The organism is Psychrobacter sp. ASPA161_6 (assembly GCF_051970285.1).
Lineage (GTDB): Bacteria > Pseudomonadota > Gammaproteobacteria > Pseudomonadales > Moraxellaceae > Psychrobacter > Psychrobacter glaciei.
Genome location: NZ_JBEFNJ010000001.1, coordinates 91,750 through 106,812 on the forward strand (window position 1 = coordinate 91,750; position 15,063 = coordinate 106,812).

The following is a 15,063-nucleotide window of genomic DNA, read 5'->3' on the forward strand; positions in this document are numbered from 1 at the left end:
CTTAATGTGGTCAGGATTGTCTCAATTATTGTATTTATACTAGTTGAGCACTGCCCCCAAAAAAAGAGGAAATACCCATGGCAAAGGCCAAGTTTGAACGCAGCAAGCCACACGTCAACGTCGGTACCATCGGACACGTTGACCATGGTAAAACAACCCTAACAGCCGCTATCGCAACCGTAGCAGCAATCACCTCAGGTGGCGAAGCCAAAGACTACGCGTCTATTGACTCAGCCCCAGAAGAAAAAGCACGTGGCATCACCATCAACACCTCACACGTAGAATATGACACCCCAGCACGTCACTACGCTCACGTTGATTGCCCAGGTCACGCCGATTATGTTAAAAACATGATCACCGGTGCAGCCCAGATGGACGGCGCAATCCTAGTCGTATCAGCCACTGACGGCCCTATGCCACAGACTCGTGAGCACATCCTGCTTTCACGTCAGGTTGGCGTACCGTACATCGTCGTATTCATGAACAAGTGCGACGTTGTTGATGACGAAGAATTGCTTGAACTAGTAGAAATGGAAGTTCGTGAATTACTAAGCGACTATGACTTCCCAGGTGATGACACCCCAATCATCCATGGTTCAGCTACTGAAGCCCTAAAAGGCTCACAAGAAAAATATGGTCAACCAGCTGTCGTAGAACTACTAAACGTTCTTGACACCTACATCCCAGAGCCAGAGCGTGACATCGACAAAGCATTCCTAATGCCAATCGAAGACGTATTCTCAATCTCAGGTCGTGGTACTGTTGTAACTGGCCGTGTTGAATCTGGTATCGTTAAAGTTGGTGACGAAATCGAAATCGTCGGTATCCGTGACACTCAAAAAACCACCTGTACTGGTGTAGAGATGTTCCGTAAACTGCTTGACGAAGGTCGTGCAGGCGAAAACTGTGGCGTACTACTACGTGGTACTAAGCGTGAAGACGTACAACGTGGCCAAGTACTTGCTAAGCCAGGTTCAATCACCCCGCATACCAAGTTTGACGCTGAAGTATATGTGCTTAGCAAAGAAGAGGGTGGTCGTCACACACCATTCCTAAACGGCTATCGTCCACAGTTCTACTTCCGTACTACTGACGTAACTGGCGCAATCCAATTACAAGACGGTACTGAAATGGTAATGCCTGGTGATAACGTTGAGATGGGCGTAGAGCTTATCCACCCAATCGCTATGGACAAAGGTCTTCGCTTCGCTATTCGTGAAGGCGGCCGTACTGTAGGCGCTGGTGTTGTTGCTAACGTATTGAACTAATCTATCAGTCTCAGTAATGAGCTTATGAGTTAGTTATGAAAAAGCCATCCTTGAAAAAGGGTGGCTTTTTTTTGGATGGTAGAATGTTGTTTTATAATTCTTAGAGAAATTTAAATTGAATGCCATATCTGCTATGTTTCCTATTGTAATATAGTGCTTGGCTTGTTATATTAATGCTGCTTCTCACGAAGCATTTTTTATGAAAAGAGCGTTTGTTGATTAGAAAAATTAGTTAAAATATACAATTTTAACGCTAAAGGCTTGCATTCTATGCTCAATATTGTATAATGCTGTCCTTTACACCCATAGGCGATTGGCTCAATTGGTAGAGCATCGGTCTCCAAAACCGAGGGTTGTAGGTTCGAGTCCTACATCGCCTGCCATCTTCTTATCACATCTTTGTTATACCTCACCATCTCCGAAGCGAGTTCTTTATGAGCAATAATCAAGATAACCTCGAGAATAAGTTATCTGATGCCAAGGCGGGTGCTGGTGGAATGCTGTCTAAAGGTCAGCACATCTCAGCAGGCAATCAAACGACGGCTGTTGAAGTGGCTAAAACTGGCTCAATGAAAGATGTGATTCTGTGGCTACTTGCTGCAGCAGTTTTAATTGGGGCGACGTTAGTTAATCAATATTTACCTGGCTATTGGCAGCCTGCCAATGATGTCTGGGTACGTATTGGTATTATCGTTGCCCTTATTGTATTTGCTTTAGTCTGTTTAGCATTAACGCATCAGGGTCGCGCTTTTAAAATATTGTTAAAAGATGCTGCCGTTGAATTACGCCGCGTGACATGGCCAGGCAAAGACGAGACTTTTCAGTATACTTGGCAAGTTCTTGTGATGATTGCCATTGTTGGATTTCTAGTTTGGTTATTAGATAACTTTTTCAACTGGTTCGTTGGCCTCTTTATTGGTTAATAGCACGTATTAGTGCATATTAACCCAAAATTTACTTATAATGATCAGGAGCGCGACATGCGTTGGTATATTGTCCAAGCGTTTTCAGGATATGAAAAGCAAGTACAGCGTTCATTAACTGATCGTATTAATCGTAGTGACTTCGCTGAATCATTCGGTGACGTATTGGTTCCTACTGAAGAAGTCGTCGAAATGAAAGACGGCAAAAAGCGTAAAAGCGAGCGTAAATTCTTTCCAGGTTATGTATTGATCCAGATGGAAATGAATGACAACACTTGGCACATCGTCAAAGACTGTCCACGTATTATGGGTTTCATCGGTGGTACACCTGAAACACCAGCGCCAATTACCCAAGTAGAAGCAGATCGTATTCTAAACCGTTTGAATCAGACTGAAACTGACCCACGTCCTAAGACTCTGTTTGAGCCGGGCGAAGAGTTGTTGGTTATCGATGGTCCATTTACTGACTTTAAAGGGTTGGTTGAAAAAGTGGATTATGAAAAGTCTAAACTACATTTAACGGTAAACGTATTTAATCGACCGACTCAGGTCGAGCTTGAGTTTAGTAAAGTTGAGAAGCTAGACTAAACCCGTAAAGATTCATCAACCGGGGAGCTGTTAGTCAATAAGGTTTATACCACGTTGATTTGGCGCTATTACCCATTTAGGAGAGTATCATGGCTAAGAAGATTGATGGTTACATCAAACTGCAAGTGCCTGCAGGCAAAGCAAATCCTTCACCACCGATTGGTCCAGCATTGGGTCAAAAAGGCGTGAACATCATGGCATTCTGTAAAGAATTTAACGCTGCAACCTCAAACCAAGAGCCGGGTCTACCGATTCCTACTGAGATCACTGTATATAGCGATAAGTCTTTTACCTTTATCATGAAGTCACCACCGGCTGCATACTTACTACGTAAGGCTGCTGGTATCGCTAAAGGTTCTGGTACGCCAAACACCGCTAAAGTCGGTAAAGTTGACCGTGCACAATTAGAAGATATCGTTAAGACTAAAGATGCAGATTTAACTGCTGCTGATCTTGATGCTGCTGTTCGTACCATCGCTGGTACTGCACGTTCAATGGGTATTACCGTGGAGGGTGTGTAAATGAGTAAACTTACTAAGCGTCAAAAGTTAATCGCTGAGCGTGTAGAAAACGAAAAGTTATACACGATTGAAGAAGCGGTTCAAATCTTAAACGATTTGCCAGCACTAAAATTCAAAGAGTCTATCGACATTGCAGTAAACTTGGGCGTTGACCCACGTAAATCTGATCAAGTCGTTCGTGGCGCTACCAACCTACCTGCTGGTACTGGTAAAACCAAACGCGTTGCTGTATTTGCTCAAGGTGCTGCTGCTGAAGCCGCCAAAGAAGCTGGTGCTGACATCGTTGGTTTTGAAGACCTAGCAGAACAAATCAAAGCTGGCAACATGGACTTTGATATCGTTATTGCTGCTCCTGATGCAATGCGTGTTGTTGGTCAGTTAGGTACTATCTTAGGTCCACGTGGCCTAATGCCTAACCCAAAAGTTGGTACAGTAACGCCAAACGTTGCTGAAGCTGTGAAAAATGCCAAAGCTGGTCAAGCACAGTATCGTGTAGACAAAGCGGGTATCATTCATACTACTATTGGTCAAGTTGGTTTCACTGCTGAGCAAGTTATTCAAAATGCTGAAGCATTAATCACAGATCTAAAACGTGCTAAACCTGCTACGTCTAAAGGTACTTTCATTAAGAAAATTACCTTGTCTAGCACTATGGGTCCAGGTATCACTATTGATGCTGTTCCTTATCGCACTGCTAAATAATTAAGTATTCACTCTTCAAATATTTTGAATAATGAATACAAAAAAATTCTAAAAAATTAGGTCAGCGTAGCATATGCTACGCTGTCTAAGACCGTAGGTAGAGAGTGGTTTAGTGTCATAGATAGCAATTTTCGAATGGTTAAATATGATAACAAGCTGCTTTTTTTAATCGACCACAGATGAAAATCTTAGTTGTCCTACGCAGACGGTGATCCACCCAGTTGTTGATAAAAGCCGATAGTTCAATCTATCACTTGATGTCATTCTGATAACGGTGCCGTAATCAGTCGTTACGAGTAGGTTTTATTTTTATAGAATTTATGAATAACGTGTCGTATCAAGTCAGTCTAATTCAGTGGTTTAATAATTGAAAATTTCGGTTTTCAGGAATTAAAATACTGAGCAGACTGATAAGATTAAAGGAGTCAACTTATGGCATTAACGCTAGAGCAAAAACAACAAGTTGTGGCTGAAGTGTCTGAAGTTGCTGCTAATGCTTACTCAGCAGTAGCTGCCGAATATCACGGTATTGGTGTTGCAAAGCTTACTAAGCTGCGCGAACAAGCCCGTGAGAAAGGCGTGATTTTGAAAGTGGTAAAAAATACCCTAGCAAAACGCGCGTTTGAAGGCACTAAGTTTGAGAGCATGTCAGACCGTATGACTGGTCCACTACTTTTGGCTTTCTCTATGGAAGATTTGGGATCTGCTGCTCGAGTCGTTTTCGACTTTAGCAAAGATAACAAAGCTTTAGAGACCAAATTAGTATCAGTCGGTGGTGTTGTTTATGGTCCAGAAGAGCTAGAGCGCGTATCGAAGCTACCAACTCGCGACGAAGCAATCTCTATCTTGATGGCTACTATGAATGCACCAGTGACCAAGCTTGTCCAGACTATGAACGCTGTTCCTGGCAAGTTCGTTCGCACTGTAGCGGCAATCAAAGACGCAAAAGAAGCTGCTTAATTGCTTGTTTTAACGTAACTTTGACATCGCTGATTGTACTTTATTGCCAACCCTATTTGAAAATTTGGCAAACAATCAAAGCGATATTAAAATCAATTAAATTTTATCAGATAACGGAGAGTTCTCATGGCACTATCTAAAGATGATGTGTTAAACGCAATCGCTGAAATGTCAGTAATGGATATCGTTGAGTTAATCAGCGACATGGAAGAAAAATTCGGCGTAACAGCTGCTGTTGCTGCTGCACCTGCTGCTGCTGGCCCTGCCGCTGCTGCTGCTGAAGAAAAAGACGAGTTTGACGTAGTTCTTGCCAGCTTTGGCGAGAAGAAAGTTGGCGTTATTAAAGCCGTACGTGAAGCTACTGGTCTTGGCTTGAAAGAAGCGAAAGATTTGGTTGAAAGCGCTCCAGCTCCAATCAAAGAAGGCGTTAACAAAGCTGAAGCTGAAGAGTTGAAAAAGAAACTTGAAGAAGCTGGTGCAACTGTTGAACTAAAATAAGCTGAGCTTATCTTAGTGTTGTACAAAAAAAGCTGGTAATGCCTTGCATTGCCAGCTTTTTTTTATTATAATTCGTAGCTTGACCTTTTGTGTCTGCCAACATACGTATGCAACAACACGGTGGATACCCATCAAAAGGACAGACAATAGCTATGCAAATAAACACAGTGCAAGCACACATACCAGTTTTTGAAATCAGTTAATATCAGCTAAACGTCCATAGATGTTTGGCATTTTTTTGTGTCTGCATGCTTTCCCATTAACACTATAGTTTATACTGATTCTAAAAGTTATAGTTACCCCAATTATTATTAATTCTGAAAAGCTGTTAATCTTAGGTTATCCATTTAGCATGGTTTTACTGTCAGTAGGTAGGCTCGTAGACGGTATATATCAGCGACGACATTGGTTTTGATGGTAAATAGATTAGGATAACCCTAATAGAAGTTGTTTCTTCTCAAGAGTATTGGTAAGTATTAACCTATAAATCAATTTATTATAGATTGACTTATATTGAAACTGTCGGTCTTAACCATCATACAGAGTGGCTTAGATACTGATGAGAAGACTAGATTGATTTGTAAGATTAAATGCAGTTGCAACATTAAATGCAGTTGTAACATTAAATGCAGTTGTAACATTAAATGCAGTTGTAACATTAAATGATAGTGTCATAGTGGCGCACTGATGAAGCACATACCAATGTATCACCTGTACGAATGGATAAACAGTCACTAGCTGAGTATTAACACCCGTTTTATATTATCGTTTACGTTGCCAAGTTTGCATAATATTAATATCAAATAGTATTGATGCATGCTGGCCACGCTTTCAATTTGTTTCCACGTTTACTGTAAGGACTCTCGATGGCATATTCTTATACTGAAAAAAAGCGTATTCGCAAAAGTTTTGCTGAATTGCCCACTGTGATGGACATTCCCTATTTACTGTCTATTCAAGTAGATTCCTACGAGCAATTTTTGCAAGAGCATAAAAAGCCAAAAGCTCGTGAGAATAGTGGCCTGCAAGCTGCGTATTCCTCTATTTTCCCAATTGAGAGTCACTCTGGTAATGCTGAGTTACAATTCGTTGAATATTATTTGGGCGATCCTGAGTTTGATGAGCGTGAGTGTATCTTACGTGGCTCAACGTTTGCAGCACCAATGCGTGTCAAAATCCGCTTAATTATCAAAGATAAAGACAGCAAAGACAAAGACAGTAAAGCGGCAATCAAAGATATCCGTGAGCAAAGTGTCTATATGGGTGAAATCCCATTGATGACCCAAAACGGTACCTTTATTATCAATGGTACTGAGCGTGTTATCGTATCGCAATTACATCGCTCACCTGGCGTGTTCTTTGACCATGATAAAGGTAAGTCACATTCAAGTGGTAAAGTGCTTTATAACGCACGTATCATCCCTTACCGTGGTTCATGGCTTGACTTTGAATTTGATGCAAAAGACTTAGTCTTTGCTCGTATTGACCGTCGTCGTAAATTACTGGCATCTATTATCCTTCGTGCCCTAGGCTTGAGCACTGCTGAAATCTTAGATCTTTTCTTTGATAAAGTAGCGGTTTATAAAGGTGAAGAGCAGTTTGAGATTGATCTGGTTGCAGATCGTCTGCGTGGCGAGATGGCTCAGTTCGATATCGTATCACCTGAAGGTGACGTCATCGTAGAGCAGGGCAAACGTATCAATGCCCGTCGTATCCGTCAGCTTGAAGAAGCAGGTATGACTAAAATCTCTATCCCTGATGAATACTTATATGAGCGTATTTTGGCCGAAGACATCGTCGTTAACGATGAAGTCATCGCTAAAGCCAATACGTTAATTGACCATGAATTATTGGTTAAATTAAGCGCATTTGAAGCCAGTGACTCTATCAAAGAGTTCAGCATTCTGTTTACCAATGATATCGATCAAGGCAGTTATATTGCCGATACGTTACGTGCTGACAGTACTTCAAGCCGTGAAGAAGCATTGATTGAAATCTATAAGGTCATGCGTCCAGGTGAGCCACCAACGGTCGAAACTGCTGAAAAACTATTTGATAGTATGTTCTTCAACGCTGATCGTTATGACTTATCAAATGTTGGTCGTATGAAATTCAACCGTCGTCTAGGGTTAGAATTTGATAACACGGATGATCCAGATATCCAGCGCGAACGTAGCGTATTGACCAATGCCGATATCGTTAACGTGCTAAAAGAGCTGATCGAAATTCGTAACGGTCGCGGCGAAGTCGACGATATTGACCATCTAGGTAACCGCCGTATTCGTTCGGTTGGTGAAATGGCAGAAAACCAATTCCGTGTTGGTCTAGTGCGTGTTGAACGTGCAGTTAAAGAGCGTTTAAGCTCAGCGGAATCTGATAACTTGTCACCACAAGATTTGATTAACTCAAAGCCTGTTGCGGCTGCGGTTAAAGAGTTCTTTGGTTCAAGCCAGTTGTCACAGTTTATGGATCAGAACAACCCGTTGTCTGAAGTTACCCATAAGCGCCGTGTATCAGCATTAGGACCCGGTGGTCTGACTCGTGAACGTGCAGGCTTTGAAGTACGTGACGTACATGATACCCATTATGGCCGTGTATGCCCAATTGAGACTCCTGAAGGTCCAAACATTGGTCTTATCAACTCATTGGCAACATTTGCTAAAACCAACAGCTTTGGCTTCTTAGAAACGCCTTATCGCCGTGTGGTTGATGGTAAAGTCACAGATGTTATTGAATATCTATCCGCCATTGAAGAAGTAGGTACAGTCATTGCACAGGCTGATTCACCAGTAACCGCAGAAGGCGCGTTATCTGATGAAATGGTCAGTGTGCGTAGCTATGGTGAATTCGTTCGCATGCCGCCAGAAAAAGTGACGCATATGGATGTGTCACCAAGTCAGGTCGTATCAGTTGCAGCTGGCCTAATTCCGTTCCTAGAGCATGATGATGCTAACCGTGCCTTGATGGGTTCGAACATGCAGCGTCAGGCTGTTCCTACGCTACGTGCTGATAAGCCGTTAGTCGGTACGGGTATGGAGCGTCACGTTGCTCGTGACTCTGGTGTTTGTGTCATCGCTAAGCGTGGTGGTGTGATCGAAGACGTTGATGCCTCACGTGTTGTGGTTCGTGTAAATGAAGATGAGATGATTGCTGGTGAAGCCGGTATTGATATCTATAACTTAGTTAAATATACGCGTTCTAACCAAAACACTTGTATCAACCAACGTATTATCGTTAACCAAGGCGATGCTATTGCTGTAGGTGATATCTTGGCTGATGGTCCGTCAACGGATCTTGGCGAGTTGGCATTGGGTCAGAACATTCGCATCGCATTTATGCCGTGGAATGGTTATAACTTCGAAGATTCAATCTTGTTATCTGAAAAAGTGGTTAAAGAAGATCGTTTCACCACTATTCATATTCAAGAATTGACCTGTGTGGCGCGTGATACCAAGCTAGGTACTGAAGAGATTACTGCCGATATTCCAAACGTTGGTGAAGCGGCGCTATCAAGCCTTGATGAAGCGGGTATCGTTTATATCGGTGCTGAAGTTGACGCTGGTGATATCTTAGTTGGTAAAGTGACGCCAAAAGGTGAAACACAACTAACGCCAGAAGAGAAACTCCTCCGGGCTATCTTTGGTGAAAAAGCCGCTGATGTTAAAGACACGTCTTTGCGTGTTCCAACATCAAGCAAAGGTACGGTTATTGACGTTCAAGTCTTTACCCGTGATGGCGTCGAAAAAGATGCGCGTGCAAGAGCGATTGAAAAATCACAGCTTGATAGCTACCGTAAAGATTTAAAAGAAGAGCTACGTATCTTTGAAGAAGCCGCTCGTGGTCGTATTGGTAATTTGCTTGATGGTCAAAAAGTCAGTGGTGGTTCAGGTCTAAAAGCCGGTACAGTGATGGCATTGGCTGATATGAAAGATATGAGCCTTGAGACTTTGCTTGATATTCAGCCAGTTGAAGAAGAAATCTCTGAGCGTTTAACGCAAATCGCTGATTACTTAGTTGATAAGCAAAAAGACATCGATGTGAAGTTTGCTGAGAAAAAACGCAAATTGACTGCCGGTGATGACTTGCAACATGGCGTACAAAAAATCGTTAAGGTATATCTAGCGGTTAAGCGTCGTATTCAGCCTGGTGATAAGATGGCTGGTCGTCATGGTAACAAAGGTGTTGTATCGCGCATTATGCCGGTCGAAGACATGCCTTATGACGAAAATGGTAATACCGTTGACATCGTACTGAACCCACTAGGTGTTCCGTCTCGTATGAACATCGGTCAGGTGCTAGAGACGCATTTGGGTATGGCAGCAAAAGGTTTGGGCGAGAAAATTGACGGCATGCTCAAAGCACAAGCCGCGATCAAAGACTTACGTGATTTCTTAGACCAAATCTATAACAAAGTAGGCGGTGAACAAGTTGATCTAGATAGCTTGAGTGATGACGACATCATGGCGTTATCAGACAACTTGCGTGGCGGTGTACCGATGGGCACGGCAGTATTTGATGGTGCGCATGAGCATCAAGTCAAAGACTTGTTAGAGCTTGCTGGTCTAGCCAGAAACGGTCAGCAGACGTTGTATGATGGTCGTACGGGTCAGAAGTTTGATCGTCAAGTAACCGTCGGCTACATGTATATGCTCAAGCTTAACCATTTGGTTGATGACAAAATGCATGCACGTTCAACCGGTTCTTATTCACTAGTGACGCAGCAGCCACTTGGTGGTAAAGCACAGTTCGGTGGTCAGCGCTTCGGTGAGATGGAAGTATGGGCACTAGAAGCTTACGGCGCGACTTACACGCTGCAAGAGATGTTGACAGTGAAATCGGATGATGTTGAAGGCCGTACCCGTATGTATAAAAACATCGTCGATGGTGAGCAATATATGGATCCAGGTATGCCTGAATCGTTTAACGTCTTGACCAAAGAAATCAAATCATTGGGTATTAACATTGAGTTAAAACAAACCCATTAAGAATGGCTGGCTGACTGAATTAAGATTATTGCAGTCAGTTATTAACCTTAGTGGTTAGCTAAAAGCAGTATGCTAAATTGCTGCTGCTTTTAGCCATTTATCTCAACCCTATTCATTGCCTTCATTCATCTTATCCGCGTTAATAGTACGCTGTCAGATGATTATAAAGATAACGGAGAAGCAACTTGAAAGATTTACTCGATATCATGCAAAGCCCTACCGGCAACGGTAATCAAGAGTTTGATAGCATTCAAATTACTTTGGCCTCACCTGACGTGATCAAGTCATGGTCGCATGGTGAAGTGAAAAAGCCTGAAACCATTAACTATCGTACGTTTAAGCCTGAGCGTGATGGTCTTTTTTGTGCCAAAATTTTTGGCCCAGTAAAAGATTTTGAATGTCTATGTGGTAAGTACAAACGCCGTAAATTCCAAGGCGTTATCTGTGAAAAATGTGGCGTTGAAGTCACTACTGCCAAAGTCCGTCGCGATCGCATGGGTCATATTGACCTAGCCAGTCCTGTGGCGCACATTTGGTTCTTAAAATCATTACCAAGCCGCATCGGTCTCTTGCTAGACATGACGCTACGTGATATTGAGCGCGTTCTATATTTTGAAAGCTATATCGTCACTGAGCCGGGTTTAACTTCTTTAGAGAAGTACCAATTGCTTGACGATGAAGATTACTACCGAGCGCTTGAAGAGTTTGGCGACGAATTCACTGCCAAGATGGGTGCAGAAGCGGTACAAGACCTATTAAAAGATATCGACTTAGACTTAGAAATCGATGAGCTGCGTGAAGCGATTCCGCAAACGGGTTCTGAAACTAAGCTTAAAAAGATGTCTAAGCGTCTTAAACTATTAGAAGCATTCCGTGATTCTAATAACAAACCTGAATGGATGGTTATGACCATCTTGCCAGTATTACCACCAGATTTACGTCCTCTAGTACCACTAGAAGGTGGTCGTTTTGCGACTTCAGATCTAAACGATTTGTATCGCCGTGTGATCAACCGTAATAACCGTCTCAAGCGTCTGCTTGAGCTGAGCGCCCCTGATATCATCGTACGTAACGAAAAACGTATGTTGCAAGAGTCAGTCGATGCGTTGCTAGATAACGGTCGTCGCGGTCGTGCGATTACTGGTAGTAATAAGCGTCCATTGAAATCTTTGGCAGATATGATCAAAGGTAAGCAAGGTCGTTTCCGTCAAAACTTACTTGGTAAGCGTGTCGATTATTCTGGTCGTTCGGTAATCGTTGTAGGTCCAACACTACGCCTACATCAGTGTGGTCTACCGAAGAAAATGGCACTTGAGTTATTCAAGCCATTTACTTATAACAAACTATTATCTCATGGTTTGGCGACTACAATTAAAGCTGCCAAAAAGATGGTTGAGCGTGAAGAGCCGCAAGTGTGGGACATGCTGGCCATGGTTATTCGTGAGCATCCAGTACTTCTTAACCGTGCACCAACGCTTCACCGTTTGGGTCTACAAGCGTTCGAGCCAGTACTAATCGAAGGTAAAGCAATTCAATTGCATCCGCTCGTATGTACTGCATTCAACGCCGATTTTGATGGTGACCAAATGGCCGTTCACGTGCCATTGACGCTAGAAGCTCAGCTTGAGTCACGTGCTTTGATGATGTCGACCAACAACATCTTGTCACCTGCGAACGGCGATCCAATCATCGTACCGTCACAGGATGTGGTATTGGGTTTGTACTACATTAGCCGCTCATCAGTGAATGCTAAAGGCGAAGGCATGATCTTTGCCACCGTCAATGAAGCATTGCGCGCGATTGGCTCAAACGATTTGCATGTAAACGCGAAAATTAAAGTTCGTGTGACTGAAACGCATTTCGATGAAGAAGGCAACGAGACCAAAGAAATCAGTATCAAAGATACGGTTGCTGGTCGTTTACTTATCTGGAACATCATGCCTAAAGGTATGACGTTTGATGAATGTAACCAAGAGATGACGAAGAAAAACATCTCACGCTTGATCAACTCTTGCTATCGTAAAGTAGGTGTTAAAGACAGTGTTATGTTTGCTGACCAATTGATGTATCTAGGTTTTGCGCAAGCAACGTTATCTGGTGTGTCTATCGGTTTGGATGACATGGTTATTCCACCGAGCAAAAAGCAAATCATCGAAGTTGCTGAAGGCGAAGTGCGCGAGATTGAAGATCAGTTTGAGCAAGGTTTTGTGACGGCTGGTGAGCGTTATAACAAAGTGGTCGATATCTGGTCACGTACCAATGACAAAGTCGCGAAAGCGATGATGGATAACTTGGCGACCGATAAAGTTATCAACGCGCAAGGTGAAGAAGAAGAGCAGAAGTCATTTAACTCTATCTTTATCATGTCAGATTCTGGTGCTCGTGGTAGTGCGGCACAGATTCGTCAGTTGGCTGGTATGCGTGGCCTGATGGCTAAGCCGGATGGTTCAATCATTGAGACACCGATTAAAGCCAACTTCCGCGAAGGTTTGACGGTACTACAGTACTTTATCTCTACGCATGGTGCACGTAAAGGTCTAGCAGATACGGCATTGAAAACTGCCAACTCGGGTTATTTGACTCGTCGTTTGGTTGATGTTGCACAAGATTTGGTTATCACCAGTGATGACTGTGGTACCGAGCAAGGCTTGCTCATGAAACCACATATTCAAGGTGGCGAAATCATTGAGAAATTGGGTGAGCTAGTACTTGGTCGTGTGACCGCGCGTGATGTCACTTACAATGATGACGCTGATAAGATATTGATTCCAGCGGGTACGTTGATCGATGAGCATTGGGTCAATGTGCTTGATGAAAACGCGATCGATGATATCTGGGTACGTTCAGTTATTACTTGTAATGTTGAGCATGGCGTTTGTTCACAGTGTTATGGTCGTGATCTTGCTCGTGGTCATAAAGTGAATATCGGCGAATCAGTCGGTGTTATGGCGGCACAGTCTATCGGTGAGCCGGGTACTCAGTTAACCATGCGTACGTTCCACGTGGGCGGGGCAGCAAGCTCAGCCTCTGTAGACAACAGCATCTCTGTACGTAATGCTGGTCAAGCGCATTTCGAAAACATGAAAACGGTTCAACATACCGATGGTCACTTAGTCATCGTATCGCGTTCTGCTGAAATCGCGTTGACTGATGAGCTTGGTCGTGAGCGTGAACGCTATAAAGTACCTTACGGTTCTAGCGTACTTGTGAAAGATGAAGATCAGGTCGAAGGCGGCCAGACCATCGCTAAATGGGATCCGCACACGCATCCTATCATCACAGAATTTGCTGGTACAGCACGTTTCAGTGATATTACTGATGGTCTAACAGCGACTGTGAAGGTTGATGATGCGACCGGTATGAGCTCGTTTGAGATTCTAGCCACTCGTGACCGTTCAAGCTCAGCAAAAGATTTACGTCCTGCGATTATCTTGAACACAGACGAAGGCAAAGAAGTGGTTTACTTCTTACCAGCTGAAACCATCATTCGTGTGAGCGATGGTGAAAAAGTTGCCGCAGGTTCGATCCTAGGTCGTGTACCACAAGCATCTTCAGGTACCAAAGATATTACTGGTGGTCTACCACGTGTTGCTGATTTGTTTGAAGCACGTCGCCCAAAAGATCATGCCATCATGGCAGAAATGTCAGGTGTGGTGAGCTTCGGTAAAGAGACTAAAGGTAAAAACCGCTTTATTATCACCAATGAAGATGGTGAAGTACATGAAGAGCTGATCCCGAAATGGCGTCAAATTAACGTCTTTGAAAACGAGACAGTTGCTCGCGGTGAAGTGATCGCTGATGGTCCACAGAACCCACACGATATCTTGCGCCTGAAAGGTCAAACGGCACTTGCTGATTATATCGTTAACGAAGTACAGGACGTTTATCGTCTGCAGGGCGTAAAAATCAACGATAAGCACATCGAAGTTATTATTCGTCAGATGCTGCGCAAAGTTGAAATTACCGATGGCGGCGATTCAAGTCACTTTAAAGGTGATCAGGTCGAGTACGCTGATATCAAAGCGTTGAATGCCAAACTAGAAGCGGAAGATAAATTCCCAGTACAGTTCGAGCGTCAATTACTAGGTATCACCAAAGCCAGCTTGGCAACGGAAAGCTTTATCTCAGCAGCGTCGTTCCAGGAAACGACTCGTGTTCTAACTGCTGCTGCCGTTACTGGTAAAGTCGATGAACTACGTGGTCTGAAAGAAAACGTCGTCGTTGGTCGCTTGATTCCAGCTGGTACTGGTCTTGCTTATCATAAAGCACGTAAAGAAAAAGCGGATCAAAAGCTACAAGACAAAGACCTCAATGCAGCGTTTGATATGACTGCTAGCACTGATAGTAAAGACTTTGCTAGCTTTGATGAAGCCTTTGCACAAGAGCTGAACCAAGATAACTAATAGTATTAGACATCTTTGATTCATTGTTAACTTAATAAAAAAGCCAGCCTACGTTGCTGGCTTTTTTATGCGCTGGAAAAACAGATAAAAATGAATGATTGAAAGTACATATAATGAAAGACAATTCTCTTAGAAATCTGTTTCAAAAAATAGTAAACTGAAAAGTAGCTTATTTTTTATGAATACTGAACTCCCAATATAAGGATAATTAAAGC

Annotated in this window: 9 protein-coding genes and 1 tRNA gene; all 10 read left to right on the forward strand. The window is 43.1% G+C overall.

Annotation, left to right across the window (positions count from 1 at the left end; translation table 11 throughout):
* The first annotated feature begins 77 nt into the window (after nucleotides 1-77).
* The 10 genes from tuf (at nucleotide 78) to rpoC (ending at nucleotide 14,848) form a co-directional block, all read left to right on the forward strand.
* Nucleotides 78-1,268, forward strand: a complete 1,191-nt coding sequence (gene tuf / locus ACTQ9T_RS00400) for an elongation factor Tu (RefSeq protein WP_010201720.1) — start codon at nucleotides 78-80, stop codon at nucleotides 1,266-1,268.
* A 307-nt stretch (nucleotides 1,269-1,575) separates the two neighbouring features.
* Nucleotides 1,576-1,651, forward strand: a tRNA-Trp gene (locus ACTQ9T_RS00405).
* A gap of 51 nt (nucleotides 1,652-1,702) precedes the next feature.
* Nucleotides 1,703-2,191, forward strand: a complete 489-nt coding sequence (gene secE, locus ACTQ9T_RS00410) for a preprotein translocase subunit SecE (RefSeq protein WP_194619557.1) — start codon at nucleotides 1,703-1,705, stop codon at nucleotides 2,189-2,191.
* Between the two features lie 57 nt (nucleotides 2,192-2,248).
* Nucleotides 2,249-2,779: a transcription termination/antitermination protein NusG gene (gene nusG, locus ACTQ9T_RS00415; protein ID WP_010201718.1), complete on the forward strand. Its 531-nt coding sequence runs from the start codon at nucleotides 2,249-2,251 to the stop codon at nucleotides 2,777-2,779.
* Between the two features lie 89 nt (nucleotides 2,780-2,868).
* Complete coding sequence (gene rplK, locus ACTQ9T_RS00420) at nucleotides 2,869-3,300, forward strand: 50S ribosomal protein L11 (protein ID WP_010201717.1); 432 nt, start codon at nucleotides 2,869-2,871, stop codon at nucleotides 3,298-3,300.
* Complete coding sequence (rplA, locus tag ACTQ9T_RS00425; protein ID WP_010201716.1) at nucleotides 3,301-4,002, forward strand: 50S ribosomal protein L1; 702 nt, start codon at nucleotides 3,301-3,303, stop codon at nucleotides 4,000-4,002.
* A 432-nt stretch (nucleotides 4,003-4,434) separates the two neighbouring features.
* Nucleotides 4,435-4,962 (forward strand): 50S ribosomal protein L10, encoded by a 528-nt coding sequence (rplJ, locus tag ACTQ9T_RS00430; RefSeq protein WP_010201715.1) that lies wholly within the window; start codon nucleotides 4,435-4,437, stop codon nucleotides 4,960-4,962.
* A gap of 126 nt (nucleotides 4,963-5,088) precedes the next feature.
* Nucleotides 5,089-5,460, forward strand: coding sequence for a 50S ribosomal protein L7/L12 (rplL, locus tag ACTQ9T_RS00435; RefSeq protein ID WP_010201714.1), 372 nt, complete (start codon nucleotides 5,089-5,091; stop codon nucleotides 5,458-5,460).
* 866 nt (nucleotides 5,461-6,326) lie between these two features.
* The gene (gene rpoB / locus ACTQ9T_RS00440) at nucleotides 6,327-10,445 is read left to right on the forward strand and encodes a DNA-directed RNA polymerase subunit beta (protein ID WP_189585786.1); all 4,119 of its coding nucleotides are present in this window, start codon (nucleotides 6,327-6,329) and stop codon (nucleotides 10,443-10,445) included.
* A 185-nt stretch (nucleotides 10,446-10,630) separates the two neighbouring features.
* Nucleotides 10,631-14,848: a DNA-directed RNA polymerase subunit beta' gene (gene rpoC, locus ACTQ9T_RS00445; protein ID WP_010201712.1), complete on the forward strand. Its 4,218-nt coding sequence runs from the start codon at nucleotides 10,631-10,633 to the stop codon at nucleotides 14,846-14,848.
* Nucleotides 14,849-15,063: the final 215 nt, after the last annotated feature.